Source organism: Aeromonas fluvialis (genome assembly GCF_000819885.1).
GTDB classification, from domain to species: domain Bacteria; phylum Pseudomonadota; class Gammaproteobacteria; order Enterobacterales; family Aeromonadaceae; genus Aeromonas; species Aeromonas fluvialis.
The window spans coordinates 57,540-84,450 of the sequence record NZ_CDBO01000073.1 but is presented as its reverse complement, the minus strand read 5'-3'; the positions used below and the strand labels follow the sequence as shown (position 1 = coordinate 84,450).

Annotated in this window: 23 protein-coding genes, 2 tRNA genes and 3 pseudogenes; 10 read left to right on the top strand and 18 right to left on the bottom strand. The window is 58.0% G+C overall.

From position 1 onward, the window contains the following. Nucleotides 1–23: 23 nt before the first annotated feature. The 15 genes from BN1125_RS16710 to ruvA all read right to left on the bottom strand — a co-directional run bounded on the left by BN1125_RS16710 (nucleotide 24) and on the right by ruvA (nucleotide 11,811). A tRNA-Val gene (locus tag BN1125_RS16710) sits at nucleotides 24–99 on the bottom strand. A gap of 31 nt (nucleotides 100–130) precedes the next feature. Beyond that, nucleotides 131–206: transfer RNA gene (locus tag BN1125_RS16705), tRNA-Lys, on the bottom strand. Nucleotides 207–380: 174 nt separating this feature from the next. Beyond that, nucleotides 381–1,181 (bottom strand): tol-pal system protein YbgF, encoded by an 801-nt coding sequence (gene ybgF / locus BN1125_RS16700; protein ID WP_042013646.1) that lies wholly within the window; start codon nucleotides 1,179–1,181, stop codon nucleotides 381–383. Between the two features lie 158 nt (nucleotides 1,182–1,339). Then, nucleotides 1,340–1,864 (bottom strand): peptidoglycan-associated lipoprotein Pal, encoded by a 525-nt coding sequence (gene pal, locus BN1125_RS16695; protein WP_042013644.1) that lies wholly within the window; start codon nucleotides 1,862–1,864, stop codon nucleotides 1,340–1,342. Nucleotides 1,865–1,913: 49 nt separating this feature from the next. Then, nucleotides 1,914–3,239 (bottom strand): Tol-Pal system beta propeller repeat protein TolB, encoded by a 1,326-nt coding sequence (gene tolB, locus BN1125_RS16690; protein ID WP_042013643.1) that lies wholly within the window; start codon nucleotides 3,237–3,239, stop codon nucleotides 1,914–1,916. Nucleotides 3,240–3,331: 92 nt separating this feature from the next. Next, complete coding sequence (gene tolA / locus BN1125_RS16685; RefSeq protein ID WP_042013642.1) at nucleotides 3,332–4,465, bottom strand: cell envelope integrity protein TolA; 1,134 nt, start codon at nucleotides 4,463–4,465, stop codon at nucleotides 3,332–3,334. 5 nt (nucleotides 4,466–4,470) lie between these two features. Next, a complete protein-coding gene (gene tolR / locus BN1125_RS16680) occupies nucleotides 4,471–4,917 on the bottom strand; it encodes a protein TolR (protein ID WP_005335733.1) in 447 nt (148 codons plus the stop codon). Further along, nucleotides 4,917–5,606 carry a protein TolQ gene (gene tolQ, locus BN1125_RS16675; RefSeq protein ID WP_042013641.1) on the bottom strand — a complete coding sequence of 230 codons (690 nt, stop codon included), beginning with the start codon at nucleotides 5,604–5,606 and terminating at the stop codon, nucleotides 4,917–4,919. The genes tolR and tolQ overlap by 1 nt, the downstream gene beginning before the upstream one ends. Beyond that, complete coding sequence (gene ybgC / locus BN1125_RS16670; RefSeq protein WP_042013640.1) at nucleotides 5,596–6,003, bottom strand: tol-pal system-associated acyl-CoA thioesterase; 408 nt, start codon at nucleotides 6,001–6,003, stop codon at nucleotides 5,596–5,598. The genes tolQ and ybgC overlap by 11 nt, the downstream gene beginning before the upstream one ends. 105 nt (nucleotides 6,004–6,108) lie before the next feature. Beyond that, the gene (locus BN1125_RS18740; protein WP_167562325.1) at nucleotides 6,109–6,420 is read right to left on the bottom strand and encodes a cyd operon YbgE family protein; all 312 of its coding nucleotides are present in this window, start codon (nucleotides 6,418–6,420) and stop codon (nucleotides 6,109–6,111) included. Continuing rightward, on the bottom strand, nucleotides 6,407–6,523 hold the full coding sequence (gene cydX / locus BN1125_RS18735; protein ID WP_005304933.1) for a cytochrome bd-I oxidase subunit CydX: 117 nt from the start codon (nucleotides 6,521–6,523) through the stop codon (nucleotides 6,407–6,409). The genes BN1125_RS18740 and cydX overlap by 14 nt, the downstream gene beginning before the upstream one ends. Before the next feature lie 14 nt (nucleotides 6,524–6,537). Continuing rightward, nucleotides 6,538–7,674, bottom strand: coding sequence for a cytochrome d ubiquinol oxidase subunit II (gene cydB / locus BN1125_RS16655; protein WP_042013636.1), 1,137 nt, complete (start codon nucleotides 7,672–7,674; stop codon nucleotides 6,538–6,540). An 11-nt stretch (nucleotides 7,675–7,685) separates the two neighbouring features. Then, entirely contained in the window at nucleotides 7,686–9,242 is a 1,557-nt protein-coding gene (locus BN1125_RS16650; protein WP_042013635.1) for a cytochrome ubiquinol oxidase subunit I, read from the bottom strand. Nucleotides 9,243–10,177: 935 nt separating this feature from the next. Next, nucleotides 10,178–11,188 carry a Holliday junction branch migration DNA helicase RuvB gene (gene ruvB, locus BN1125_RS16645; RefSeq protein ID WP_042013633.1) on the bottom strand — a complete coding sequence of 337 codons (1,011 nt, stop codon included), beginning with the start codon at nucleotides 11,186–11,188 and terminating at the stop codon, nucleotides 10,178–10,180. An 8-nt stretch (nucleotides 11,189–11,196) separates the two neighbouring features. After that, the gene (ruvA, locus tag BN1125_RS16640; protein WP_042013632.1) at nucleotides 11,197–11,811 is read right to left on the bottom strand and encodes a Holliday junction branch migration protein RuvA; all 615 of its coding nucleotides are present in this window, start codon (nucleotides 11,809–11,811) and stop codon (nucleotides 11,197–11,199) included. Between the two features lie 260 nt (nucleotides 11,812–12,071). Here ruvA and BN1125_RS16635 point away from each other — a divergent pair, with 260 nt between their 5' ends. Beyond that, nucleotides 12,072–14,081, top strand: a complete 2,010-nt coding sequence (locus BN1125_RS16635; protein ID WP_042013629.1) for a methyl-accepting chemotaxis protein — start codon at nucleotides 12,072–12,074, stop codon at nucleotides 14,079–14,081. Nucleotides 14,082–14,163: 82 nt separating this feature from the next. Here the strand turns inward: BN1125_RS16635 and lysE are convergent, their stop codons facing one another. Both lysE and BN1125_RS16625 read right to left on the bottom strand, forming a co-directional pair. Continuing rightward, nucleotides 14,164–14,772 (bottom strand): L-lysine exporter, encoded by a 609-nt coding sequence (lysE, locus tag BN1125_RS16630; protein ID WP_042013653.1) that lies wholly within the window; start codon nucleotides 14,770–14,772, stop codon nucleotides 14,164–14,166. Nucleotides 14,773–14,969: 197 nt separating this feature from the next. Beyond that, nucleotides 14,970–15,654, bottom strand: a pseudogene (locus tag BN1125_RS16625) (LuxR family transcriptional regulator); the annotation flags it as partial. Here BN1125_RS16625 and BN1125_RS19610 point away from each other — a divergent pair. The 6 genes and pseudogenes from BN1125_RS19610 to BN1125_RS16600 form a co-directional block, all read left to right on the top strand. Next, a pseudogene (locus BN1125_RS19610) lies at nucleotides 15,643–15,744 on the top strand (acyl-homoserine-lactone synthase); the annotation flags it as partial. The pseudogenes BN1125_RS16625 and BN1125_RS19610 overlap by 12 nt on opposite strands. Before the next feature lie 277 nt (nucleotides 15,745–16,021). Further along, nucleotides 16,022–16,921 (top strand): annotated as a pseudogene (locus BN1125_RS16620) (LysR family transcriptional regulator ArgP). 86 nt (nucleotides 16,922–17,007) lie between these two features. Further along, nucleotides 17,008–19,044, top strand: a complete 2,037-nt coding sequence (locus BN1125_RS16615) for an exoribonuclease II (protein WP_042013627.1) — start codon at nucleotides 17,008–17,010, stop codon at nucleotides 19,042–19,044. A gap of 244 nt (nucleotides 19,045–19,288) precedes the next feature. After that, complete coding sequence (locus BN1125_RS16610) at nucleotides 19,289–20,929, top strand: sensor domain-containing diguanylate cyclase (RefSeq protein ID WP_042013626.1); 1,641 nt, start codon at nucleotides 19,289–19,291, stop codon at nucleotides 20,927–20,929. A 4-nt stretch (nucleotides 20,930–20,933) separates the two neighbouring features. Then, nucleotides 20,934–22,037 carry an EAL and HDOD domain-containing protein gene (locus tag BN1125_RS16605; RefSeq protein WP_042013623.1) on the top strand — a complete coding sequence of 368 codons (1,104 nt, stop codon included), beginning with the start codon at nucleotides 20,934–20,936 and terminating at the stop codon, nucleotides 22,035–22,037. A 65-nt stretch (nucleotides 22,038–22,102) separates the two neighbouring features. Further along, on the top strand, nucleotides 22,103–22,693 hold the full coding sequence (locus tag BN1125_RS16600; RefSeq protein ID WP_042013622.1) for an HAD family hydrolase: 591 nt from the start codon (nucleotides 22,103–22,105) through the stop codon (nucleotides 22,691–22,693). 133 nt (nucleotides 22,694–22,826) lie between these two features. Here the strand turns inward: BN1125_RS16600 and hfq are convergent, their stop codons facing one another. Continuing rightward, entirely contained in the window at nucleotides 22,827–23,186 is a 360-nt protein-coding gene (hfq, locus tag BN1125_RS16595) for an RNA chaperone Hfq (RefSeq protein WP_042013620.1), read from the bottom strand. 204 nt (nucleotides 23,187–23,390) lie between these two features. Here hfq and BN1125_RS16590 point away from each other — a divergent pair, with 204 nt between their 5' ends. The 3 genes from BN1125_RS16590 to BN1125_RS16580 are packed head-to-tail and all read left to right on the top strand — an operon-like array spanning nucleotide 23,391 to nucleotide 26,873. Beyond that, nucleotides 23,391–24,662 (top strand): PqiA/YebS family transporter subunit, encoded by a 1,272-nt coding sequence (locus BN1125_RS16590; protein ID WP_042013618.1) that lies wholly within the window; start codon nucleotides 23,391–23,393, stop codon nucleotides 24,660–24,662. Continuing rightward, nucleotides 24,655–26,304 carry an intermembrane transport protein PqiB gene (pqiB, locus tag BN1125_RS16585; protein WP_042013615.1) on the top strand — a complete coding sequence of 550 codons (1,650 nt, stop codon included), beginning with the start codon at nucleotides 24,655–24,657 and terminating at the stop codon, nucleotides 26,302–26,304. Before BN1125_RS16590 ends, pqiB begins: the two co-directional genes overlap by 8 nt. Continuing rightward, nucleotides 26,301–26,873, top strand: a complete 573-nt coding sequence (locus tag BN1125_RS16580; RefSeq protein WP_042013613.1) for a PqiC family protein — start codon at nucleotides 26,301–26,303, stop codon at nucleotides 26,871–26,873. The genes pqiB and BN1125_RS16580 overlap by 4 nt, the downstream gene beginning before the upstream one ends. Nucleotides 26,874–26,911: the final 38 nt, after the last annotated feature.

The window sequence follows — 26,911 nt, the reverse complement described above, 5'->3', positions numbered from 1 at the left end:
CCATCTAAATCATTTTTACAAACTGGTGGTCGTTACTGGGCTCGAACCAGTGACCCCCTCCTTGTAAGGGAGGTGCTCTCCCAGCTGAGCTAAACGACCTGGGAATTCTGTCTCCACCGAGTGGAGAAAATGGTGGGTCGTGCTGGATTCGAACCAGCGACCAATTGATTAAAAGTCAACTGCTCTACCGACTGAGCTAACGACCCTCACCACGGCCAGCTCCGACTGCATTACTGCTTCGGCTCTGACGGCGGCCTATATTACGGATTTAAATTTCCGGTGCAACAGAAAATTCGTAATTTAAATCCGTTTGCTCACTGTGCGTACAAATGTAGGCTGTTTTTACAGTAGCGTTACGAAAACAGTGACATACAGCAATGTTACAGCTTGGCCTGGCTCTGCTCGGCAAGCTTGGCTGACGTTGTGCCAGGATAGCCCTTAATCACCTGCTCATAGAAGGATTTGGCTTCCGCCTTCTTGCCATCCAGCTGCGCCAGCATACCCAGCTTCAGCAGCGCATCTGCACGCTTGGGGGATTTGCTGTATTTGTTGGCCACGGTCGAAAACTGGGCCGAGGCGCCAGCTCTGTCACCCTTGTTGAACAGCAACTGGCCCAGCCAGTAGTGTGCATTGGGAACATAGCCCGAGCTGGGGTACTGCTTGATGAAGCCCTGGAAAGCCGGAATGGCTTTGTCGTAGTTCTTCTCTTTGAGCACCATGTTGACCGCGGCGTCGTAGGCCTGATTCTCATCCTGATTGGTTGAGTAATTGGCGGCAGCAGCCGGTGTGGCAGCAGCAGGGGCCGGGGCGGCTGGAGCAGCTTGCTGGCTGCTGGCAACCTTGTCGAGCTCCTGGTAGAGCTGACGCTGGCGCTCTTGCGACTGTTCCATCTGGTAGGTCTGCTGCTCCAGCTGACCACGCAGCTCGGAGACCTCCCCTTGCAGGGAGTCGACCTGTTGCTGCAATTCAGCTTGCAGTCGCAAGCGGGCGTTGAGGGTGCGCTCCAGCAGAGCAACCCGATCTTCCAGGCTACCGGTGGGCACAATGGCGCCGTTGTTGCCGCTAAGGACAACCCCACCACTTGAGTCACCGCCCAGATCGCTGACCGGTGCCGCAGCATGCGCATTCAGCGCAACCAATACGGCCAGCGCAACAACAGCTTGCTTGTACACAGATTTCATTCGGATCAAACCTTAGCGTTTAGTGCAAATAAAACGGCCAGCGCCATCGTCGCTCGCTTATACAGATTTCATTCGGATCAAACCTTGGCGTTTAGTGCAAATAAAACGGCCATCGAAATGGCCGCTTGCATATAAACGAACTTCGTTCGGTTCAAACCTTAGTAAACCAGAACCGCGCGGCGGTTTTTGGCAAAGGCATCCTCGGTGTGAGACATGTCCAGCGGCTTCTCTTCGCCATAGCTGACGATGGAGAGCTGCTCGGCCTGCACACCCAGGGTTTGCAGATACTTGGCAACAGCCTTGGCACGACGCTCGCCCAGGGCGATGTTGTACTCCGGAGTACCGCGCTCATCGGCGTGACCTTCGATCAGGACTTTCACGCTCGGGCGCTCGCGCAGGTAGCTGGCGTGGGCATCCAGCAGATCAGCGTACTGACCCTGGATATCGTAACCGTCGTACGGGAAGTAGATCACGTTGTCACGTTGCAGTGCTTCGAACTTCTGACGCATCTGCTCTTCCGGGGACAACATGCCGTTGGCGCCGCCGGTTTGTACACCGCCCATGCCGTCGGTCATGCCTGATTCTGCGCCAGCGGCGTCGGAATCAGAAGAAGAGCTACAAGCGGCCAGGGTGAACAGTGGCAGTGCGATGGCCAAACCCTTGAGCAGTTTATTGAGTTGCATGCTTTTTCCTTAAACCTTTATAACAAAACAAAAAACAATCGGATTTTTATCAATTCAAGAAGGGCGACCAAGCTGGTGCACGAATTTCACCGCTACTGGTCGGAAGCACAGCCTTGAAGCGACCATCAGTCGACACCAACGCAAGACTCTTACGACCCTTATAGATGGTGGCATAAATGATCATGCTGCCATTGGGAGCCACACTTGGCGACTCGTCCAGAGAACTCTGGGTAAGGACCAGCAGGGCATTGTTTTCCATGTCCTGGCGGGCAATACGATACTGTCCCTGAACACGGGTCACCATCACCATGATTTTGCCATCAGGAGTGATGGATGCACCCTGGTTGGATTCACCTTCCCAAGTCATGCGGCGAGTCATACCAGTCGCCAAATTTACGCTATAAATCTGGGGTTTGCCACCACGTTCAGAGGTGAACAACAAATTTTGCCCATCAGGCATCCAGGAGGGTTCGGTGTCAATCACACGGCTGGTCGTGACGCGGGTCAACTGCTTGCTAGCGACATCAACCACGTAGAGGTTCGGTGAACCATCCTTGGAGAGAACGATAGCCAGACGACGACCATCCGGAGACCACTCCGGCGCGCCGTTGATGCCACGGAAACTGGTGATCAGGCTGCGCTGCTGGGTGTAGATATCCTGCACGTAGATCTCGGACTTCTGGTTCTCGAAACTGACATAAGCCAGCTTGCTGCCATCCGGCGACCAGGAGGGAGACATCAGCGGCTCACGGGAGCGCAACAGGGTCTTCTCGTTATAACCGTCATAGTCGGCGATCCGCAGCTGATAGGGGAACTGGGTCCCCTGCTGGACGGAGACATAAGCCAGCCGGGTCAGGAACGCCCCCCGCTCGCCAGTCAGGCGCTCATAGACAATGTCGGAGATGCGGTGGGCAAACTGGCGCATCTGGGCACCCGGGATGGTCGCCATCCGGCTATCCAGGATGTAGCCATTGCTCTCACCACCCTGCGTCTTGGCCAACTGGCCTTTCAGCACATCGACCAGCTCGAAGTTGACCTTGTAGGTGCCATCGCCAACCGCCGAAATGGAACCGACCACGACGGCTTCAACCCCCTGGGCCGCCCAGGGAGCGAAGTTGATCTCGTTGCTGTTGCTCGGCGTCTGTGGCATCTGGCCACGAGCCAGCGGCTTGAACTTGCCGCTGCGCATCAGGTCGTTGGAGACCACTTCCGCGATATCCTGCGGCAGTTGCCCGTTGCCTTCCCATTTGAAGGGGGCCACGGCGATGGGGCGTGCGCTGTCAATACCACCGGTAATGACGATGTCCAGGGCCGCCTGGGCGCTCTGACCCAGCAACAAACAGCCAACCAAAGCAAAAAATACTTTTCTGATCATGGCTTAAATACTCGGTTCCAATAAGAATGAGAGATTAAATTCCTTTCTCGGCGCAATGCTGCCAACCACAGTAAACAACCCCGTTTTCACGCTTAGATACTCGGTTCCAATTTGAGATTGAATTCCTTCAATATCTCGAATGCCGCCGGATCCTTGGGCACAGGCAGTTGATTGGCTTTCAACACAGCCGCCTTACCGGAGCGACAAACCGCCGGGTCACCCTGGCCGTTATCTACCGATATGACAAAGCCACTGCTCGCAAGACGCACTCCGATAGTACATGTTTTACCCCGCATGGTGGGATCCAAAATCATATACCGCTCAACGGTGGCCTTGATGAGTGCCGCGTACTTGTCGACCTCACCTTGTGCCGCTGCCGAGGCAGCCTGGCTGCGGGCATCGGCTTCAGCCGCCAGCTGTTGCTGCATCATGGCTTCCATCTCTTTTTGCAGCCTGGCCTCCTCGGCCGCTTTGCGTTTGCGTTCTGCCGCGATCTTGGCCTGCTTCTCGGCTTCAGCCTTGGCTTTCTTCTCTGCGTCAGCTTTTGCCTTTTTGGCAGCCTCTTCCTTGGCCTTCTTCTCGGCCTCGGCTTTGGCTTTTTTCTCAGCCTCTGCCTTGGCTTTCTTCTCTGCCTCAGCTTTGGCCTTCTTGTCGGCTTCCGCTTTCTTGGCCTTGGCTTCTGCCGCCTTGGCCTTCTCTTCGGCCTCTTTCTTCTCTTGTTCCAGTTTCTTCTTCAGCGCCAACGCCTTGCTCTCGGCTTCCGCCGCTTTACGCTCGGCTTCAGCCTTCTTGGCCTTCTGCTCTTCCAGCTTGCGGGCTTCCTCGGCTTTTTGGGCCTTCTCTTCCGCCTGCTTCTGCTCGGCCACTTTCTTCTGCTTCTCGGCCTCGGCCTTGCGGGTCGCCTCTTCGGCCTGCTTGCGCTTGGTCTCGGCGATGCGAAGCTGCTCCTGTTTCTGAGCCAGCTCACGCTTGGCGAGATCCGTGTCTTCCTTATCCTTCTCTTTCTCTACCTTCGGCGGCTTGGGCTGAGATTGCTGCTGCTGGATCTGCTTGGCCTGTTCGTTGAGGAAATTCTCATCGAGCATGACGGCATTGACGATCTGCCCCTTCGATTCGGGCCGTTTCGGTTTGCTGAAATCGAGCCCGACAAACAGGATGATGCCGATGATCAGGTGCAGCAGAAACGACGCGATGAGATAACCGGAAATACCACGCTTCACATCCATCTCCGTCAGTTCACCGGATCTGTCATCAGGCCAACCTGAGGCACACCCGCATTCTTGAGGGCCACCATCAACAGGATCACCTCTTCGTAACGCACGGCCTTGTCACCCGCGACCACCACGGGGGCATTCTGGTTGATGGCCAGATAGCCCATGGCTTTTTCAGTGATGTATTGCTGCATCGCCTCTGGCGTGCCGCTTGGCACCGGCTCGTCATCGGCCTCACCGGCCTTGATGACGTATTCACCTTCGGTATTGACGCTGACAATGAAGGGCGGCTTGGCATCTTCCGGCAACTGCTCGGACTCGGCCTGCGGCAGATCCACCTTGACCCCTTGCGTGATCACCGGCGTGACCGCCATAAAGATGATCAGCAGCACCAGCATGACGTCGATATAGGGCACCACGTTGATCTCGGCCACCTTCTTGCGCCGGATCCGCTGATAGGTTTGCATTACTGATCACCCTGCTGCTGTGCAATTTGACGGTTCAGAATGGTGGTGAACTCATCCATGAAGTTGGCGTAGGCGTTCTCCAGCTTCTCGACCTTGTTGGTAAAGCGGTTGTAGAAGATAACCGCCGGGATCGCGGCAAACAGACCCATGGCGGTGGCGATCAGCGCTTCCGCGATACCGGGAGCCACCATCTGCAGGGTTGCTTGCTGAACCTGACCCAGGGCGATAAAGGCGTTCATGATGCCCCATACGGTACCAAACAGACCGATATAGGGGCTGATGGAGCCGATGGTCGCCAGCACCGGCAGGTTGGATTCGAGCTCATCCACCGCGCGGGAGAGGGAGACACGCATGGCACGGTAGGTGCCATCCATCACCGCATCCTGACCACGGGCACCGGCCTTGAGCAGGCGGGCATACTCCTTGAAGCCGGAGTAGAAGATATCTTCCATGCCTTCAATGTCATCACGGCGGGAGGAGGACTCCTGATAGAGGCGATTGAGATCGACGCCCGACCAGAAGCGGTCTTCAAACTGTTCCGATGCGAGATTGGCCGCCTTGATCGCCTTGGCGCGCTGAATAATCAGTGCCCAAGAGACAACGGACATCCCCATCAGGGTCATCATGACCAGTTTTACCAACAGGCTGGCTTGCCAAAACAGACCAATAAACGAAATTTCAGCGTGCACTTAACAGCACTCCCTTGATTTTTTCAGGTATAGCGACAGGTTTCATTTGCGGATGACTGACACAGGCTATCTGTACCATGGCCCGGGCGACAAGTCGCCCATCAGCTGCCAGAATCTGCTGGGAAAAGCGCAGAGATGCGCGTTTCATTTCAGTCACTTGCGTTAACACATTCAGTAATTCATTAAAACGGGCCGCCGAGCGGAAATCGATCTCAGTGCGAGTCACAACGAAGGCGAATCCTTCCTGCAGCCAGACGTCCTGTTCGACGCCCATGGCACGAAGAAACTCGGTGCGAGCACGTTCCATAAACTTGAGATAATTGGCGTTGTAGACGATGCCCCCGGCATCGGTGTCTTCGTAGTAGACACGCACCGGAAACTCAAAGACTTCCCCCATAACAATCTGTGATCCATTCGACAGTCAGATGGGGGGCTATCATAGCGCAGGGCTGAATAGGAAAGAAGCAGGGGGAAGCAGGGAAATCCTGCCTCCCCCTGTTTTTTATGGAAGGAAATATGAATGTGTCAGCCAGAGGCCATACAACAAACTGGGCCAAGCGAGCCAGGGGTTGAACAGCACTCGTCCGGGCAGGCTTTTCAGATGAAAGCCAAGCCCGTTAAGTACGCCACAACAGACGGCCCACATCAGCCAGGGCGCCAGCCAGTGACCATGCTCGCTGGTGTTGGCCGCGATCAGATTGGGGGCCTGTAAAATAGCGACGGCCAACAAGGCCGCCGCGAGTAACATCAACCCCTGCCACGGCTGCCGCTCCAGTGGAGCGGCCAGCCTGGCGAGTCGATCACTTGTTTTCATCGATCTGACGATCCATGTTCTCGGTGTGTTCCAGCCACAGCGCATTGATGATGCCAAATGCACAGGCCAGCAACAGCCCCAGGATCCAGGTGAAATACCACATTGTCAGCGCACCTCTTAATAGAGAGATTGTTGGTTATCTTCGATGTGCTTGTTGGTTACCCGGCCAAACATCTTGATGTAAGTCCAGATGGTGTAACCCAGCACAATCGGTACGAAGATTGCTGCTGCCACCGTCATCACCTGCAAGGTGTTGAAGGAGGCGGTCGCATCCCACATGGTCAGGCTCAGTGACGGCTCAAGGCTTGAGGGCATCACAAACGGGAACATGGAGAAACCGGCAGTGAGGATGACCCCGGCAATCGCCAGTGAGGAGCTGGTAAAGGCCAGCCAACCGATGTTCATGCGGGCAAACAGCGCAGTCAGCAGGCTCATGGCCAGACCCAGTACAGGGGCAGCCACCATCCACGGATAGAGGGTGTAGTTGTTCATCCAGGCACCAGCCTGCAGGACCACTTCTTTGTTCATCGGATTGGATACCGCGTCAGTGGCGGCAGCCTTGACGATGACATACCCTTCCATACCGCTTACCCACCAACCCGCGGCAGCAAACAGCACCAGGGTCACCAGTGAGCAGCTCATGGCGGCAGTGCGGGAACGTGCCAGCACTTCACCGTCGGTCTTCATCATCAACCAGGTTGCGCCCTGGGTGAGCAGCATGAACAGGCTCACCAGACCAGCCAGAATGCCGAACGGGTTAAGCAGACCAAAGAAGTTGCCGTGATAGGTCAACATCATGAACTGGTTAAACTCGAACGGAACGCCTTGCAGCAGGTTGCCAAAGGCCACACCAAAGACGATAGGCGGCACGGCACTACCGGCGAACAAGGCCCAGTCCCAGTTGCTGCGCCATTTGGCATCGGCACGCAGCGAGCGGTACTTGAAACCGACCGGACGCAGGAACAGCGCCATCAGCGTCAGGATCATGGCGATATAGAAGCCGGAGAAGGTCGCGGCATAGACCATCGGCCAGGCAGCGAACAAGGCGCCACCGGCAGTGACCAGCCAAACCTGGTTACCTTCCCAGTGCGGCCCCATGGTGTTGAGCATCACGCGGCGCTCGACATCTTTCTTGCCGACGAACGGGAGCAGTGCGCCTACCCCCATGTCGAAGCCGTCAGTGATGGCAAAACCGATCAGCAGTACGCCGACCAGAGCCCACCAGATGACACGCAGAGTTTCGTAATCAAACATGGTCGATCTCCTTATGCCTTGATCTGTTCAAAGTGATACTTGCCAGTCTTCAGGCTGCTGGGGCCAAGACGGGCATACTTGAACATCAGGTACATCTCGATAACCAGAAGTACGGTATAGAACAGGCAGATACCGATCAGAGAGAACCAGATCTCGGCTGCTGGCAGGTTGGATGCAGACAGGGAAGTCGGCAACACCTCGGCAATAGTCCACGGTTGGCGGCCATATTCAGCAACAAACCAGCCAGCTTCGATGGCGATCCACGGCAGCGGGATACCCCACAGCAGACCCTTGAGCAGCCACTTGCGCTCACCGATACGGTGACGGGCGCTGTCATAGAAGGCCAGACCGATCAGCACCAGCATCAGCATGCCGGTTGCCACCATGATGCGGAAGGCGAAGAACAGCGGCAGTACCTGCGGGATGGAGTCATCCACGGCAGCCTTGATCTGTTCATCGGTCGCATCGGTCACATTGCTGGTATAGCGCTTGAGCAGCAGACCGTAGCCCAAGTCATGCTTCACTTCGTCAAAGCGAGCCAGGGTATCTTCGGACTTGTCACCGGATTGCAGCTTGGTCAGCAGGTCGTAAGCGGTCATGCCGTTACGGACGCGCAGCTCATGCTCGCTCTTCAGATCCTTCAGACCGGTGACCTGACCGTCCAGAGAACGGGTCGCGATAATGCCCAGCGCATAGGGGATCTTGATGGCGTAGTCGGTACGCATCTCTTCCTGATTCGGGATACCGAACAGGGTAAAGGCAGCCGGAGCAGGTTCAGTTTCCCACTCAGCCTCGATAGCGGCCAGTTTCACCTTCTGCACTTCACCGGTCTCGTAACCGGATTCGTCACCGAGGATCAGCACGGACACGATGGAAGCCATACCGAACGCGGCGGCAATGGCGAAAGATCGACGGGCAAACGCCACATCACGATTCTTCAGCAGGTAGTAGGAGGAGATACCCAGCACAAACATGGCACCGCAGGTGTAACCTGCCGCCACTGTGTGGACAAACTTGACCTGAGCAACCGGGTTGAGCACCACCTCGGCAAAGCTCACCATCTCCATCCGCATGGACTCGAAGTTGAACTCGGCACCGACCGGGTTTTGCATCCAGCCATTGGCAACCAGGATCCAGAGGGCGGAGAGGTTGGTCCCCAGCGCCATCAACCAGGTGGCAGCCAAATGCTGATGCTTGCTCAGGCGATCCCAGCCAAAGAAGAACATGCCGACGAAGGTGGACTCCAGGAAGAAGGCCATCAGCCCTTCGATTGCCAACGGAGCCCCGAAGATATCGCCAACATAATGGGAGTAATAAGCCCAGTTGGTCCCAAACTGGAACTCCATGGCCAGGCCTGTGGTGACCCCCAGGGCAAAGTTGATACCAAACAACTTACCCCAGAATTTGGTCATGTCCCGGTAGATGGTGTTGTTGGTCATCACATAGACAGATTCCATGATCGCCAGGAGAAAGGCCATTCCCAGCGTCAGGGGTACAAACAAAAAGTGATAAAGGGCCGTCGCAGCGAACTGGAACCGCGATAGGTCTACCACATGCTCAGCAATCATGATGTTTCCTCACCGATTATTGGCACGGCTATTTTAAGTTTTAAGCACAAAGCTTCCGTTGGAGGTTATCGAATGAGCCTTGTCGGGACGTGTCACAACAAAACGAGTTCAACAACCATTGGCATTAACAACAAGGCAATACGAGAACACAAACAAAGCTAATGCTTAACAATTACAAAACAATCTGCTCGAATTTATTCTCGCCCATGATGACCGTGTTTTTATATCACCTTTATTTGATTGAAATCAATGTAAAAGGACCCGCCATACATGGCTTTGAAAGCCATGTTTAATCTATTTCACGATTATTTAAGCGAGCCAGATCACAAAAGATGGTAAAACGTAAAACATTGATTTAAATCAATTTAAAAATTTAACACCCGGCCACCCCGTTTAATTTGAAAAAAGTGAAAGATGCGCATTACCCCACGTTATCCAGAACGGACAAGCTGATTGGAAATCTCAATTTTACACTGCAAGCAATGCATACTCATGTGAACCAATTTCATCAACAAATGCATTAGATAAACTAATTGAAACACTGTAATTTTTCTTGTTTGTCCGGGTCGATTCGAACACCTACAATGCGCCTCGCAGTGAGGGCATTCCCTTGGATACAGGCCGGTTAATCCGGGTTCACGGTACGTATTCGACGATCAATTTGAACCTGAGCATTGGAATTGAAGATGAAAAAGTTTGTTGCTAAAACCATCCGTTACTACAAGCTTTCCTTTGTTCAGCTCTATCAACTGAACCGACTCTGAGAGCTCGCGACGGCTCACCTGTTTATTTTTCGGTCTGTTTCCAGACGCGCTCACTGTCTGTGAACATCCATCCTGAATTGTCTTTGCCCACCGCATCCGCCGTGGGCTTTTTTTTTGCCCGGATAATAAAAAACCGCCTTTGACGGCGGTTTCATGTTCAAACGACTGTTTTTACTTCTCATCTGGTCGCTGAAGACCGAAATGAGCGTAGGCTCGTGTGGTCGCAATCCGTCCTCTGGGTGTACGTTGCAGATACCCTTGCTGGATCAGATAAGGCTCCAGCACATCTTCGATAGTATCTTTCTCTTCCCCGATCGCGGCGGCCAGATTATCGAGGCCCACCGGGCCCCCCATAAACTTGTCTATCACAGCCAACAATAACTTGCGGTCCATGAAGTCAAAACCTTCGTTATCGACATCCAGCATGTCCATGGCGCGGGCAGCAATGGGGCCGTCGATCCGGCCATCGGATTTCACCTGGGCAAAGTCGCGCACCCGCCTTAACAAACGGTTAGCAATCCGCGGCGTGCCGCGAGAGCGACGGGCGACCTCAATGGCACCATCTTCCGTCATGTCTAGCCCCAGACAACGGGCACTGCGGGAGACGATATCGGTCAGGTCCTTGACGTTGTAGAACTCCAGCCGCTGCACGATGCCGAAGCGATCCCGCAGCGGGCTGGTCAGTGAACCGGCCCGGGTGGTCGCTCCGATCAGGGTAAAGGGAGGCAGATCCAGCTTGATGGAGCGAGCCGCGGGCCCCTCCCCGATCATGATGTCGAGCTGGTAATCCTCCATCGCCGGATAGAGCACCTCCTCCACCACCGGGCTTAGGCGGTGGATCTCGTCGATGAACAGCACATCGTTCGGTTCGAGGTTGGTGAGCAGCGCGGCCAGATCCCCCGCTTTCTCCAGCACCGGGCCGGAGGTGGTCTTGATATTGACCCCCATCTCGTTGGCGACGATGTTGGCGAGGGTGGTCTTGCCCAGACCCGGCGGGCCAAAGATCAGCAAGTGATCGAGTGCCTCGCCCCGCTGGCGCGCCGCTTCGATGAAGATCTCCATCTGTTCGCAGACAGTATCCTGACCGGTGTAGTCAGCCAGCTTCTTGGGGCGGATCGCCCGATCAATAATCTCATCCTCACGGGCGCTGCTTGCCGAAATGAGGCGGTCTGCTTCAATCATCAACTACCTCACACCAGGCTACGCAGGGATTCACGGATGATCGCTTCAACCGACATGCCATCCTTGGCGACCTTGCTGACAATCTGGCTCGCCTGCTGCGGCTTGTAACCAAGGGCCACCAGCGCGCTGGCGGCCTCTTCGGTCACATCCGGCGCACGCAATTCAGGAGCAGTGTCTGGCAGGGTCACCATGGCTGGCGAGAAGAGATCATGGCTGACCCACCCCTTGAGGCGATCCTTCATCTCCACCACCAGCCGCTCGGCCGTCTTCTTGCCGACGCCTGGCAGCTTGACCAGCGAGCTTATCTCTTCGCGCTCGACACAGATGACAAACTGGCTGGCAGTCATGCCGGACAAAATGGCCAGTGCTAACTTGGGGCCAACGCCATTGGTCTTGATCAGCTCGCGAAACAGCGCACGCTCCTGTTTGTGGTTAAAACCATAGAGCAGCTGGGCATCTTCCCGCACCACGAAGTGAGTATGGATGGTCGCTTCCTTGCCGATCTCCGGCAAATCATAGAAGCAGCTCATCGGCATCTGTACCTCATAGCCAACCCCGCCCACTTCCAGCAGGACCTCGGGGGGCTGCTTTTCAATGACAATGCCTCTCAAGCGACCAATCACGGCTCTCTCCTCACCAATACCACTATTCGTAAATTGGCTCATAGCATAAAGAATAACTGGATAAGTATCCAGCATAGGGCCGCGACACCCGCGTGGTCAGAGAGGCTTTTTATCCAATTTGCCACCATGCTTGATCGGGTGCAGCCAGTGCACAGGATGTTTCAGCGCCGCACCGGCCCCCTAGCGGGGGATAAACCACTACACTAAAGCCGTTCGGAACCGAAACTGGTGCCAATGTCGATACCAAGGAAGGCCATCACATGAAAATTGTTACCACCGCCAATCTGGGTCTTGCCATCTTGCTCAGCTGTACGCTGGGCATGGGGGTCGTTGGCTGGTATGGCAGCCAGAGGCTAGCCAATCTGCTCTCCTATGTACTGGGAGCTGCCTGGCAGACCGCCGACGGTGCCATGGAGGGCTCCATAGAGCTGGGCAATCAACAGCTACAGATTCAGAAGATGCAAAACGGCACCCCGCTCAATCGCGCCGAACTCGATGCAGCCAAGGCGGCGACCGATGATGCGCTGGCCCGGGTCAGCCAGGGGCAACTCATTGATGGTGCTGCCCTGGCCACCATGGAACAGCACAAGCAGGCCTATCAACAGCAACAAGAGAAGCTGCTGGCGCTCTATCACGCTTATACCGAGGTTGATGAGGCGCTGCATCACAACGCCGAGCTGATGGCACGACTCTCGACCCAGCTGGAGGTGATTGGCGATGGGGCGGTAGAGGTGCTGACCCAATCCCCCGACCAGACCATCAGCTGGAACAGCGGCCTCTCCACCCGCTGGGAAGCGGCCGACGGGGGAATGGAGTCCAATATCGGCTTTTTGCGCCAGCTCTATGCGCTGGAGAAGATGCGCAGACAGGGGGTAACGGAGGCGATCAAGGTCGAGCTGAAAGAGGCGACCGATTTCTACCACGAAGCGATCGACAGCATGCTCGGCACCGGGCTGTTCGATATCGAGGGAAACGGCGAATTTGCCGGCAAGACTCTGTCGACAGAGTATCGCGCCCTGTTAGCCCGGCATCAGCAACTGATGGGACAGTGGGTCGATGCGCTCGGCAGCTATCAGGCCCAGCAGTCCGTCTATGAGGTCAGTGCCGATGAGCTGCGACAACAGCTGGTTGCCATCGAGGAGAGCGGCGATGCCACCGTCGAGGATCAGGTGACCCAGCTCAACGGCATCATCAGCCAGACCCGCACCCTGCTGCTGGGTGGCCTGTTGCTGAGCCTGATCATGGTCACCCTATGCGGCTTCTGGCTGACCTGCAAACTGGTAACCCCGCTGCTGCAAGTAGACAAACGAATGCAGGATATCGCCGCCGGCGAGGGAGATCTCAATGCCCGCATCAACCTGCAACGGGATGACGAGATAGGTTCGCTGGCCAACAGCGTGGATCGCTTCATCGAGAAGCTGCAGAAGATGATCAGCTCCACCATGGACAACAACCAGCACATCAGTGAACACGTTCACACCTCGGTCAACCGGGTGGAGGCAATCAGCCAGAGCAGCCGCCAGACCGCCGAGCATGCGCTGGCCCTGCACCATGACAGTGAACAGATGGTGCAGGTGGCCACCACCATTTCGGACAACTGCAGCATGGCGGCCCACAATGCCAACGAGGTGCGCCAGCTAACCACCGAGAGTAGCCAATATGTCGCCTCTGCCAGTGCGGGCATGCAGCGGGTGGTGCAGGAGGTGAGCGAGTGCGCCATCGCCATCAACTCCCTCAAGGAGCAGGCGGGCCAGATTGGCCAGATCATCTCCACCATCAGCGGGATCTCGGAGCAGACCAACCTGCTGGCCCTCAATGCGGCCATTGAAGCGGCCCGCGCGGGGGAGATGGGCCGTGGCTTTGCTGTGGTCGCGGACGAGGTGCGCACCCTGGCCAATCGCACGGCGACATCAAGCGCCGAGATCAGCCAGGTGATCAGCAGCATCCAGCAGCAGACCGAGAGCGCCTACCTGATGATGCAGCGCAACCTCAAGACGGTGGAGTCCGGCATGCAGGACTCCGAGAACACCAAGCAGATCCTGTTCAAGGTGGAAGGCGCTATCGACCAGCTGGCCGACATGGTGCAGCAGGTGGCCGTAGCCACCGGGCAACTGTCACACACCCTGAGCCACTCCTCTGACAAAGTCTCCGGCATCAGTCTGCAAGCCAGAACCGGCGAACAGGAGGCGCAGGAGTGCCTGCAGCTGGCCTCCTCGCTCCATCAAGCCTGCCTGCTGCAACAGCGCCTGCTCTCCCAGTTCCGAGTCTGACCCCCTCCAATAGCGAAGATGCCACTCCCTGCGAGTGGCATCTTTTTGTTACCGGTCGCTCATTCCTGCCGCCTTAACTTCCTCAACTTCCTATGGCCAGTTGAATAGCCAGACTCAGCATGATGATGCCGACCAGCAGATCGATCCCCTGCTGCACCCGGCTGCGGGCCAACCAGGGCGCCAGCGCCGCAGCCCCCAGCGCCAGCGAGTAGAACCACACCAGCGAAGCCAGCATGGCCCCTGCCGCAAAGGCTGGACGCAGGGAGTCGCTCACCTGACTGCCAAGGGAGCCGAGCAGCATCAGGGTATCGAGATAGACGTGAGGATTGAGCAGCGTAACTCCCAGCGTCATCGCCAGCACGCTCCTGGCCCCCATCTGCTGAGTCGAGTCGGCAAGCTCCTCCCCCTTACCGCGCCAGGCACTGAGCAGGGATCGGCCACCAAACCAGCCGAGAAACAGCACACCACCCCAGGTGAGCAGCGCCATGCCGAGGGGGCTGGCGGCCAGCAGATTGGCTCCGCCAAACACGCCTATGGCGATCAGGATGAGGTCGCAGAAACTGCAGAGTGTGGCAGTCAGCAGATGGTGATTGCGATGAATGCCCCGGCTCAGCACAAAGGCATTCTGGGCGCCGATGGGGATGATCATGGCAAGACCTATGGTGAAGCCTTGCAGGGTCGTGGTCAGCATCATGGAAAGTTCCGTGCGAAGTGATGAATGAACGGCACTATAGCGAGCCCGGAACCATCTTAGAAATTCATTGATTTACTGATTGATTCATTTTTCTAATGATGAAGTTTTCTACTCAACCCCGTGTCAATTACCGGATCTAATAATTGTGCCCCTCAGGTCACAGCAGGAGAATCTGTGGTCTCTGCAGGCTCGGACTACTGAAACACTCCGGGAAAATTGGTGACGATGACCTGATCCAGATTGGGCAACAGCAAACCAGTCCCCACCCCCTTGGCCACGGCCCGATAGCTGTTCCTGGAGCCGGTTTTGCGAGTGACCTGATTGAGGTGGTAATTCACTGTGCGTTCGGGAATCCCCAGGATGCTGGCGATCTCGTTGGAGGTCTTTCCCTCGCAGGCCCAAAACAGGCTCTCGATTTCACGTTCGGTCAGGGGCTCTTCATCCGCACTGTCCACCATGCATGCTGAAACGCACCACTCGGATAACCGCATCGAAGAGGTAGCTGGACATCCAGGAGAGGATCGGCGAGGACTCCAGCAGCAGATCGCTCGAGGCGCGCTGGGAGGTGATAAAGGAGAGGATGCCGTTGCGCAAGCCGTTGCGCAAACCGAACTCGGCGGCCAGCCCCATCACGTCCATGCTCCCCTTCTGCAGGAAACGGGCGCGCCCGTCCAGCCGGTTCCAGTAGATGGGCAGGATCTGCTTGCGCGCCAACCGGATCACGGGGTCACATGCCAGCATGTTGTTTTCGGTATAAGCCAGCACCCAGAAGTCAGGGCAGTGATTGAACAGCACCACCTTGGGTCTTTGCATTGACATCGGCAGGATCAGTGCGAAGCGGTAGTAGTCGTAACCCATCCCGAGCATCAAGCGGTCGATCTGGGCGCAATTCGGGGCGTTGGCATCCGCTTTCATCTGGATGAGCGATTCGCTCAGGCCGTCACCCAACCTCTAGCTGGGCCGCTCTAAAACCAGCTACTCTTCGCGGCAACAACCATCACTGGCACTGACTCCACATCCATAAAAATCATGGGAAAAACAGACCCGGGATAAACGCATCACAATGAGCCACATCCGGCAGCCACTGCCCGTGTTGCGAGGTGCCGTATCCTCTCTGAACCGGTTCACCACTACTGTAAAAAATCACAATCGCGGTGATTATCCACTCTCATTGCAACCGGTCATTGTTGTCCGGATCCGGCTCACGTAGAGTCTGCTCCGTGCTCAAGATAGGGAGATGAGATAAATGAAAGGGCTGGACTATAAGCTACTGCGGGCACTGGATGCGGTACTGCAGGAGCAGAACTTCGAACGGGCGGCCAGATCACTGCACCTCACCCAATCCGCCATCTCGCAGCGGATCAAGCAGCTTGAACAGCAATTTGCCGAGCCGCTGCTCATTCGCAGCCAACCGCTGCTGGCTACGCCACTCGGCCAGAAGCTGCTGGCCCACTATCGGCAGGTACATCAGCTCGAGCTCGAACTGGCTGGCGAGTTAACCCCTGCCACGCCGCAAGGCCCTATCCGCATCAGCATTGCAGTCAACGCCGACAGCCTGGCTACCTGGTTCCTGCCCGCCATTGCCCCTATGCTGTAGCAGCACCCCATCGAGGTCAACCTGTTGGTGGATGACGAGAGCCGCACCCTCTACAAGGTGCGCGAGGGTCAGGCGTTTGGCGCTATCAGCCTGCAATCCCAGCCGCTGGCAGGCTGCTGCGTCGACGAGCTGGGCGAGATGCACTATCTGCTCACCGCCAGCCCCGCCTTCGTCGCGCGCCACTTCCCTCACGGTCTCACCCGGGAAGCGCTGGCCAAGGCGCCGGCGGTGGCCTTCGATCAGCGCGACGACATGCACGTCAGCTTTATGCGCCGCCATTTCGAGCTGGAGCCCGGCGGCTATCCCTGCCATACGGTGCACTCGTCGGAGGCCTTCGTCGCCATGGCCGAGCAGGGGCTGGCTTGTTGCCTCATCCCGGAGTTGCAGATCCGCCAGCATCTGGCCACGGGCAGCCTGGTCAATCTCAGCCCGGACCAGCGCCTGACAGAGCGACTCTACTGGCACCGTTTGGTACTGGAAAAAGGCATCCACAAACAGCTCTCTCTGAGACTGATTGACTACGCCCGTTGCCAGCTGCAACCAAGCTGAACAGGCCATTCACCTTGGCTTTGCAGGGCTAAAAACGTATAGTGCTGGGCGTTTCTTCATCAGGTCTCCACTCAGGTTCCCTATTTATGTTCCAAGACAATCCGCTGCTGGCCCAGCTCAAGCAACAAATCCGCGAAAACATCCCCAAGAAAGAGGGTGTGATCCGCGCCTCCGATAGGGGCTTCGGCTTTCTGGAGGTCGATGAGAAGACCAGCTATTTCGTGCCGCCGCCCTACATGAAGAAGGTGATGCATGGCGACCGGGTGACCGCCCTGATCCGCACCGAAAAAGAGAAAGAGGTGGCCGAGCCGGATGCGCTGCTGGAGCAGTCCGTCACCCGCTTCGTGGCGCGCGTAAAAATGTTCCGTGATCGCCTCAACGTGGTCGCCGATCATCCGCTGATCAAGGATGCCATCAAGGCCCGCGTCAAGAAGGGTCTGGACGAGAAAGCGTTCCAGGAAGGGGACTGGGTGGTCGCCACCCTCAAGCGCCATGCGCTGGTCGATGGCAACTTCTCTGCCGAGATCATTCAGAAGATCGCCCCCCAGGAAGATCACAATGTGCCCTGGTGGGTGGTGCTGGCGCGCCACAATCTGGCCCAGGTCGAACCGGCTGATCTGCCGGAGTGGAAGGTGATCGAGGACGAGGAGCTGCCCCGCACCGATCTGACCGACGTTCCCTTCTTCACCATCGACGGCGCCAAGACCAAGGATATGGATGACGCCTTGGCCATCCGCAAGCTGGATAACGGCTGGGAGCTGCTGGTCGCCATCGCTGACCCGACCGCCTATGTGGCCGAAGGGAGCGAGCTGGACAAAGAGGCCGCCCAGCGCGCGTTTACTGTCTACATGCCGGGCCGCAACGTGCCGATGATCCCGCGCACCCTCTCAGACGAGCTCTGCTCCCTGAAAGAGGGCGAGGAGCGCAACACCCTGTGTGCTCGTCTGCACATCGCCGAAGATGGCCTGCTGATGGAGGAGACCGAATTCTTCGCCGCCCGCATCTGCTCCCACGCCCGTCTCAGCTATGACGATGTCTCCGACTGGGCCGAGCATGGCAAAGCGCTGACCATCGACGCTGGCGTACTGGCCCAGCTGCCGCTGATGAAGGCGATGACCGAAGCGCGCATCGCATGGCGCACCGAGCATGCGCTGGTGTTCCCTGACCGCCCCGACTACGACTTCGAGCTGGGTGAGAATGGCGAAGTGCTGGCCATCCACGTCGAGCCACGCCGCATCGCCAACCGCATGGTGGAAGAGTCGATGATCGCCGCCAACATCTGCGCCGGCCGCGTGCTGGGCAAGCACGTCGGTTACGGTATCTTCAACGTCCACACCGGCTTTGACGAAGAGTCCCTCGATGGCGCCATCGACCTGCTGAAAAGCGCCGAGGCCCCGTTCGAGCGCGATGAGATCGCCAGCCTGACCGGCTTCTGCGCCCTGCGTCGCTGGATCGACAACCTCGACACCCGCTGGCTGGATGGAAAAATCCGCCGCTTCCAGAGCTATGCCCTGATGTCCTCCGAGCCGGGTGCCCACTATGGCCTGGGTCTGGATGCCTACGCCACCTGGACCTCCCCGATCCGCAAATACGGCGACATGGTCAACCATCGTCTGCTCAAGGCGGTCATCGCTGGCAAGACCCCGGGTGAGCGCCCAAGCGAAGAGCTGACCGAGCACCTGACCGAATGCCGCCGCCTGCACCGCAGGGTCGAGCGCGACATCGGTGACTGGCTCTATGTCCGCTACCTGAAAGCTGCCGCGGGCACCGATCAGGTGTTCAACGCCGAGATCATCGACGTGATGCGAGCCGGTCTCAAGCTGCGCCTGCAGGAGAACGGTGCCGTGGTGTTCATGCCTGCCCGCCATATCCTCGACAACAAGGATCGGCTGGAGTGCAACTGGGACAACGGCCGCGTCTATCTGGACAAGACCGAAGTGGTCTACGAACTGGGTCAGCTCATCGAGGTCAAGCTGAGCGAAGCGGTAGAAGAGACCCGCTCCCTCATCGCCAAACCGGCAGTCGAGCTGGTGCCGGGCCCGGCACCGGAAGCCCCGGCGGCCGAGAGCGCGCCAGCCGAGAGCAATGAAATGCCTGCGGACGCTGCCCCCAAGGCAGAGTAAGCCGCGCACAACAACACGTCCGAGAGCCCGCCATCGTGCGGGCTCTCTTTTTGGCCAGACATCCCGCCCTACACGCTGCCACGTCAATAAGCACAGTTTTCGCCGCGATTGGCAGAAAACACAGTGAATGTTTCCACGCCTAACACTGAAAGCAACCGTTATGTGCGCCACCTCTCCTTTCTGATATATTAATCAAGGAGAAATATATCTATACTCGCTTGGGTACAATCCAAGGGATATTGGTATGCAGGAATGGGACCCGGAACACTTCACCAACTTCGCTCAGTTATGCGAAGTGAGCCTCGCCACCATCCGTGAAAAGACCGATGCCGAACGCCTTTACCTCTGGCTGAAAGCCCCCGAACCACAGCTCTACAGCTTTCAGATCGATCAGGGGCTGACCACGCTGGATCTCGCCCATCTCGGCCAACTGACCCTGCCCCACCACCTGATCGACAAGGCGATGGGCAAGGGGCAACTGATGATCGAGCAGATCCAGCCATCACCTGCTCCCGGCGAACATGTGGAACCCGCCCAGCCACAGCTACGCGCCTGTTTCCCTCTCAAACGCCACATGAAACTGGAAGGGGTCATCTATCTGGAGACCCGCCGCCGCATCGACCGCCTCTCCTCCCACCAGCGTCAGGGCATCCAGCTCCTTATCCACTATCTGACTGCCGAGCTGAGCAATCACCTGCTCTCCAGCCAGGTCAATCAGGAGCGAGACCAACGGCGCCATACCCAGACCGATCTGGTACAGAGCCAGGCATTGCAGGGCTCCTTCCTCACCATGTTGCAAGCGCTGCACATGGTCAGCGTCACCCTCTCCCGCAGTCGCAGCGAGAACGATCTGCTGCGGGACGCCGTACTGCTGGCCCGCAAGGAGCTGCAGTTCGATCGGGTCGCCATCTTCCTGCTCGAGCCCGACGGCAAGACCATGCGCGGCACCTGGGGCACCAGCGAAGAGGGCGAGCTGGTGGATGAACACAACTTCATCAGCCCCATTCCGGATCACCCGACGGTGCAAGAGGCGCTCAGGCGCAAGGATTACGTGCTGGTGATGGAAGATACCCCGCTCTACTACGAGAAGCAGCAGGTGGGCCGTGGCTGGAACGCCATGGTCTCGCTGTGGGATGGCACCACCCCCATCGGCTGGATCGCCGCCGACAACCTGCTCTGGCACCGGCCGCTCAAGGCCTATCAGAGCGAAATCTTCAAACAGTATGCCGCCATCCTGTCACAACTGCTGATCCGCCAACGTACTCAGGAGCAGCTGGAAACCCTCAACCGCCAGCTGGAGGCCCGGGTGGCCGAGCGCACCATGCAACTGGCCGAGACCAACCGGGCGCTGGAGGAGGCCAATCAGCGCCTCTCCCTGCTGTCGCTGGAAGATCCCCTCACCGGCATCGCCAACCGGCGCCAGTGGGACATCACCATGCAGCGGGAGTGGGAGTGGGCACGGCGCACCCAAAACCTGCTGGCGGTGCTGATTATCGATGTCGACAAGTTCAAGGCCTACAACGACCACTTCGGCCACGCCAAGGGGGATGTTTGCCTGCAACAGGTGGCCCATGTGCTGCGGGATGCCGAGCGGCGCAGCACCAATCTGGTGGCCCGTTACGGCGGGGAGGAGTTCGTCATTCTGCTCTGCGCCCCCCAACCCGGCGAGGCCGAACAGCTGTCCGCACGGATCCACGATGGGCTTGCCCGCTTAAAACTGCCCCATCCCGCCTCGCGGGTTGCTGATTTCATTACGGTTAGCATAGGCTTTAGCTATCTGGTCCCCTCCCAGGACGAAGCATGGCAGACCCTGACCGAGCAGGCTGACCAGGCGCTCTACCACGCAAAGTCACAAGGGAGGGCCCGTACTCTGGCCTATCGGTGATCCCATGCTGTTGCGTCGCTATCCCATCTTCAATCGTCGCCTGGCTCTGGTGGCCTACGGCATAGACTATCAGCTCAGCTCACCGGCCGAATGGCCTGCACTGGCGCAACATTGCCGCCTGTTGGCACAGGGGCGCCAATATCTGGTGCCCTTCACCCACGCACAACTCGATGAACAGCTCCCCCTGCTGTTAGATCAGGATGCGATCCCGCTGATCGAGGCTTCCAGCGAACGGCTCCCCGCCTCCTTTCCTGTGCTGGAACAGTGGCGAGACAGTCGACGCCGGCTTGCCGTTCATGGGGTCAACCGAGATCCACGCTGGCTCGGCGCCAGCCGTCTACTGGTATTCTGGATGGGCGAAGAGGGGATCTGCCAGCCCACCGAACACAAGCGGATGGCGCTGGATATCGAAACCTGGGCGGATTTTCTCCCGCTGCGAGAGGCCGGGGTCGACTTCTTTGCTGGCGGCTTTCTCGCCCGCCCCGAGCTGGTCAATCAGCGGGTGACCCAGCCCGACATGGCACTGGTACAGCAGATTCTTCAGCTTATCTGCCACGAGGAGTTCTCCTTTGCCCAGGTGGCCCGTCTGCTGGAACAGGATGCCTTGCTCCCGGGCCAGCTACTCACCTATGTCAACGCCCCCGGCTTCGATCATGCCGCACCCATCACCTCGGTATCCCGTGCCCTCTCCTATCTGGGGGAGCAGGAGATCCGCAAGTTTGTGCTGATCAACGGTCTTGCCCGAATGAGCAAGCATATGCCGGAGGCCAGCTCCCGCATGGCTATCGCCCGCGGCCGTTTCTGCGAACTTCTCGCCCTCACTGCCCTCGACAAGCGCGAAGCAAGTTGGGCTTTTCTGGTCGGACTGGTGCTCGATGGCTCCCTGTTATCTGAGTCGCTCAAGGCCCACTTGCCCAATAACGTAAAGCGAGCCATCGAGCGGCATGAAGGGCCCCTGTTCCATCTGTTTCAGCTGGTCAGGACCTATGAACAGGGCAACTGGGCCCTGCTGGCGCAGCTGGCGCCGACATATCAGCTGGATCCGACCAAACTCACCCCCATCTATTTTCAGGCGCAAATGTGGGGGCAAGCGTTTCTCACCGGCTAGGTGATGGCGAGCCGGGAGGGCGCTGGCTAGAATGGACTCCCTTTTTTCAGAGGCTGACCCGCACCATGACACTTTCTGGATTCCAAGGCCTGGTCTTCGACCTCGATGGCACCCTGGTCGACTCCATGCCACTCCACCTCGCCGCCTGGGAACACACCGCCCGCGAATTTGACTTTCGCTTCGATGCCGACTGGTTCTATGAACTGGGCGGTATGCCGAGCCGCAAGATAGCCCTGCTGGTCGCACAGGCGCAGCAGCTCCCCCTCGACCCGCTCGAGGTGACCCGCTGCAAGACGGCCCACTATGTGGCCAACTTGCACAAGGCGACTGTCTTCCCCGCCATGCAGGCGCTGGTCGAGCGCTATCACGGCATCATTCCGATGGGGATAGGCACCGGCTCTCCTCGCAGTAACGCCGAGGCGGTGCTGCGCAACACCGGGCTGGATCGCTACTTCTCCGTGGTGGTCACGGCCGACGACGTGAAGCGGCACAAACCCAACCCGGACACCTTCCTGCTGGTGGCCAGCAAACTGGGCGTCGAGCCGTCAGGCTGTCTGGTGTTTGAAGATACCGGTATCGGTGTGCAGGCCGGTGAGGCAGCAGGCATGCAGACCTGCTTGGTCAAGGTGGGAAAGCCGGTCGAACTGGTCGAGTAGCAGGCAAAAAAATATCGCCCGACAAGGGGGCGATAACCGGAGCTGGCGCTCATACGGGACAGGGTTGAGAATGAGCGCCAGCTCCGTCAGCCACTGACGCAGGGCGCGTCGGCGGGGAGTGCGAGGCTGGCGATTACTCGTTGTTACCGCCGCCCTGATTGTCATCATAGCGACCCGGCGCACCGTGTGGACGCGGCGCCATGGAGACCCGCGGTTTGCGAGCGCGCTGGATGTTCACCTGCGGCCGGCCTGTGTGCATGGCGATGGTGGAGATCTTGGCCTTGTAGACCAGCTGCTGATTGCCGTGTGCATCGGTCAACAGCACGCTGTACTGATCAAACCCGCTGATGGAGCCTTCCAGCTTGATGCCACTCACCAAAAAAATGGCGACCTGACTGCGGTTCTTGCGCAACCAGTTGAGGGCAGAATCTTGCCCGTTCCCGAGGGAGAAGGCTTGCTCAATGGTGGAGTAGCTTGGGGATTCAGTTGTCATAAATTATTGTCCCGCGGAAAAAAAGTGGCGCTTGATTGTGCTAAATGGTCACTGGCTTGTCAAAGTCATTCTCACTCCCGCCAGCAATAGCGGCGGGGCGGATCGCCGAACCATGACAATTGTAACTAGCTCTGGTCGCAGACCGGGACAACTGCGATAATCGCAACTTCCGGTTCTCTTGCGAGCCAAATCTGGGGTTTTATCTTGCATTCGGTTTCACACCAACACCACGCCAGCTATGTTCATGATGCCACTGCCTGCGAAGAGTGTGACCTGCTGATCCCGGCCACGCAGCTCGAGGTGGGGCAGGCAAGCTGTTGCCCGCGCTGCGGCCATACCCTGAGCTGCCATCTGCCGCAGCAGGAGTTGCGGCCGCTCTCCTACGGGGTTGCGGCGCTCATCATGTTTGTACTCTCCAACACCTTTACCTTCATGTCTTTCTCGGCCAAGGGGGTCGGGCAGGACATGACCTTTATTCAGTGCATCTCGACCCTGGTAGACGAGGGATACCTGTTTCTCGGTGCCATCCTGAGCACCACCCTGATCGGCCTGCCACTGGTCTATATGGGCTCCATCATGCTGGTGCTGTGGCGGATAGACAAGGATCTCCACAGCAAGGCGCTGCGTTCCCTCGGCCGCCTATTGTGCCGGATAAAACCCTGGCTGATGGTGGATGTCTTTCTGGTGGGGGTGCTTATCTCGCTGGTCAAGCTAATGGGGATGGCTGACATCCATATGGGCCTGTCGTTCTGGGCTTTCGTCGGCTACACCCTGTTGCTGGTCAAGATGATCTCGTCACTGGATCGGATGTGGCTCTGGCAGCGGCTGTTCGGCCCCACCGAGCCGCGCGAGATCAACTCTGAAGCCGGGGCGCTGGAGTCCGGCCTGGTGGCTTGCCACATCTGTGGCGCCCTGAGCGAAGTGGGCAGCCACCACTGTTCCCGCTGCGGCGGTCATCTCCACGCCCGCAAACCGGGTGGCCTGAACCGCACCTGGGCGCTGTTGTTCACCTCCGCCATTCTCTATGTTCCCGCCAACCTTTATCCCATCATGGATACGGTGTTTCTTGGCGATAACAGTCCCTCCACCATCCTGGGCGGCGTGGTGCTACTCTGGGCCATGGGTTCCTACCCCATTGCGGCGGTGATCTTTGTCGCCAGCGTGGTGGTGCCGCTGGTGAAAATAGTGGCGCTGTTCTGGCTCTGCTACATGGTACAACGCGGCCATGCTGAGTCGCCCCTCAGCAAGCTCAAACTCTATCGCATGACCGAATTTGTCGGGCGCTGGTCGATGATCGATGTCTTCGTGGTAGCCATTCTGGCGGGCCTTATTCGCCTCGGCAATCTGATGACCATCTACCCCGGCCCCGCGGCCGTCGCCTTTGCAGGTGTGGTGCTGATTACCATGGTCGCCGCCATGAGTTTCGACCCCCGCCTCATCTGGGATTTACAACAAGGAGAACGCGAGCGTGAGTGAGCGTAAAAAAAGATGGCAACCGGGCTCTGATTTTCTGAGTTCGGCCGCCGCAATCTGGATGGTGCCGCTGTTGGCGCTGGTCATCGGTATCTGGATGCTGTTCCAGCACTGGTACTCCCAGGGCCCCAGCTTCACCCTGACGGTCGCCACCGCCGAAGGCATAGTGGCAGGCAAGACGGTAATCCGCTCCAGGGATGTCGAGGTCGGCCGCATCGAAACGGTCGGGCTGAGCGACGATTACAGCCATGCCATTCTCAAAGGGCGGCTGAGCAATGATGCCGCCGGCATGCTACGCGGCGACAGCAAGTTCTGGGTGGTCAAGCCCAGGGTCGGCCGGGAAGGGGTATCGGGTCTGGGGACTCTGCTCTCCGGCGCCTATATCGAGCTGGCGCCCGGCAAGAAGGGCAAGAGCCGTGGCCATTATACCATGCTCGAGAAGCCCCCCCTCGCCTCGCAGGATGCCAAGGGGCTGCGCCTGGTCCTCTCCAGCCGAGATGCCCGCGCACTGGGAGAAGGTTCACCTATCAACTACCAGGGGTTCACCATTGGCCAGGTGGAAGAGGCCAAATTTATCCCCGAGAAGATAGAGATGCAGTACCAAATCTTCATCAACGCGCCTTACGATGTGCTGGTGACCAGTAATTCTCGCTTCTGGTTAACCCCGGCATTCGAGGTTTCCATGAGCAGCGAGGGGATGAAAGTGAAAATGGATTCACTGGAGAGCCTGCTCGATGGTGGCATCACCATGGGTCTGCCCGCAGGCTGGTCGCCCGGTAATCCGGTCACACAGCGCGAGGAGTTCGCCCTGTTTCAGGATGAGGCGAGCGTGCTGGCCGGTAACCTGGATCAGTTTATCGACTACGTCTTCATGTTTGATGACAACATCGCCGGCCTGCACCCCGGGGCCGCCGTGCAATATCGCGGCATCCGCATCGGCACCGTCATCTCTGCCCCCTATCTCATTGATCAGAAAGGACGTCAGCTATTCCATAGTCGCAAGATCCCGGTATTGGCCCGCATCGAGGTGCAGCGTATCTCCCACCTCTACACCAAGAAAGAACAAAATCAGTGGCGTACCCTGCTCGAGCAGCGCTTCAAGGAGGGATTGCGTGCCAGCCTGAAGACAACCAGTATCGTGACCGGTGGCAAGATCATCGATCTTAACTTCTATCCGGATGCTCCAAAATTTTCGCAGACCAAGGTGGCCAATCATTATATCTTCCCGACCGTAGCCGGCGGGCTGGATCAGATCGAGCGCAAGGTGAACCTCATCCTCGACAAGTTTGTCGACATGGATATGGCAACCACCCTGACCAAGGTCAACGGTTCCCTCACCACCCTGGATGGCACCCTGAAGAACATCAATGCGGTCAGCGCCAATCTGGACAAGCTAACCAGCAAGGATGCAACCCAGCAACTACCCGCGTCTCTTAACCAGAGCCTGAAGCAGTTGCAGGAGACCTTGCAGGCCTATGATGCCCAGTCGCAAACCAATCAGGACCTGCGTCAATCCATACAGACGCTCAACCAGTTGATGCGCGAGCTGCAGCCGCTGGTGCACTCCCTCAACGAACAGCCCAGTTCACTGATCTTCGACCGCTCCCGTCCTCTGGACCCTGAGCCCAAGCGAGGCAAACAATGAAAAAACAGATCCTGACGCTGGGGCTGCTCGCCCTGCTGGCGGGCTGCAGCAGCACTCAGCCCAGCCTGCACTACTACTCGCTGAACGGAGACAGCCAGCCCCCCCTGGCGACTCCGGCCCAACCGCAGCACCAGCTGGTGCTGCGTCCGGTGAGGCTGGCTAGCCAACTCGACCGGATCAGTCTGGTCTATCAGCTGGAGGGGCAGGAGCTGCACTTCACCGAGCACCATCGCTGGGCAGGCTCCCTCAATGACCAGCTCAACCAGCTCACCCTCAATGGTCTCTCGACCCGTCTGCCGGGCTGGGTAGTCCGCCAGGACGGGGCCCGCAAGGGGCCGCAGCTGAGCATCTCGGTGGAGCGCTTTCAGGGACGTCACGATGGCAGTGCAGTGCTGAGCGGTCGCTGGCGCCTGCTGGCGGAAGATGGCACCGTGCTGCGCGATGCCCCCTTCCGTCAGGAGCGGGTGCTGCCGGCCGATGGCTACAACGCGCTGGTCAGGGAACTGGGTCAAGGGTGGCAACAACTGCTCGACCAAATCGCCACCGAGGTGCGCCTGAGCGCCAGCTAATCGGCCCCCACCCCTGATTGCAGAGATAAAAAAACGAC

Excerpts from the sequence above, each read along its gene's own strand:
- ybgF (WP_042013646.1), bottom strand. The coding sequence starts at position 1,181 with ATGAAATCTGTGTACAAGCAAGCTGTTGTTGCGCTGGCCGTATTGGTT.
- pal (WP_042013644.1), bottom strand. The coding sequence starts at position 1,864 with ATGCAACTCAATAAACTGCTCAAGGGTTTGGCCATCGCACTGCCACTG.
- tolB (WP_042013643.1), bottom strand. The coding sequence starts at position 3,239 with ATGATCAGAAAAGTATTTTTTGCTTTGGTTGGCTGTTTGTTGCTGGGT.
- tolA (WP_042013642.1), bottom strand. The coding sequence starts at position 4,465 with ATGGATGTGAAGCGTGGTATTTCCGGTTATCTCATCGCGTCGTTTCTG.
- tolR (WP_005335733.1), bottom strand. The coding sequence starts at position 4,917 with ATGCAAACCTATCAGCGGATCCGGCGCAAGAAGGTGGCCGAGATCAAC.
- ybgC (WP_042013640.1), bottom strand. The coding sequence starts at position 6,003 with ATGGGGGAAGTCTTTGAGTTTCCGGTGCGTGTCTACTACGAAGACACC.
- BN1125_RS18740 (WP_167562325.1), bottom strand. The coding sequence starts at position 6,420 with ATGAAAACAAGTGATCGACTCGCCAGGCTGGCCGCTCCACTGGAGCGG.
- cydX (WP_005304933.1), bottom strand. The coding sequence starts at position 6,523 with ATGTGGTATTTCACCTGGATCCTGGGGCTGTTGCTGGCCTGTGCATTT.
- cydB (WP_042013636.1), bottom strand. The coding sequence starts at position 7,674 with ATGTTTGATTACGAAACTCTGCGTGTCATCTGGTGGGCTCTGGTCGGC.
- BN1125_RS16650 (WP_042013635.1), bottom strand. The coding sequence starts at position 9,242 with ATGATTGCTGAGCATGTGGTAGACCTATCGCGGTTCCAGTTCGCTGCG.
- ruvB (WP_042013633.1), bottom strand. The coding sequence starts at position 11,188 with ATGATTGAAGCAGACCGCCTCATTTCGGCAAGCAGCGCCCGTGAGGAT.
- BN1125_RS16635 (WP_042013629.1), top strand. The coding sequence starts at position 12,072 with ATGAAAATTGTTACCACCGCCAATCTGGGTCTTGCCATCTTGCTCAGC.
- lysE (WP_042013653.1), bottom strand. The coding sequence starts at position 14,772 with ATGCTGACCACGACCCTGCAAGGCTTCACCATAGGTCTTGCCATGATC.
- BN1125_RS16615 (WP_042013627.1), top strand. The coding sequence starts at position 17,008 with ATGTTCCAAGACAATCCGCTGCTGGCCCAGCTCAAGCAACAAATCCGC.
- BN1125_RS16610 (WP_042013626.1), top strand. The coding sequence starts at position 19,289 with ATGCAGGAATGGGACCCGGAACACTTCACCAACTTCGCTCAGTTATGC.
- BN1125_RS16605 (WP_042013623.1), top strand. The coding sequence starts at position 20,934 with ATGCTGTTGCGTCGCTATCCCATCTTCAATCGTCGCCTGGCTCTGGTG.
- BN1125_RS16600 (WP_042013622.1), top strand. The coding sequence starts at position 22,103 with ATGACACTTTCTGGATTCCAAGGCCTGGTCTTCGACCTCGATGGCACC.
- hfq (WP_042013620.1), bottom strand. The coding sequence starts at position 23,186 with ATGACAACTGAATCCCCAAGCTACTCCACCATTGAGCAAGCCTTCTCC.
- BN1125_RS16580 (WP_042013613.1), top strand. The coding sequence starts at position 26,301 with ATGAAAAAACAGATCCTGACGCTGGGGCTGCTCGCCCTGCTGGCGGGC.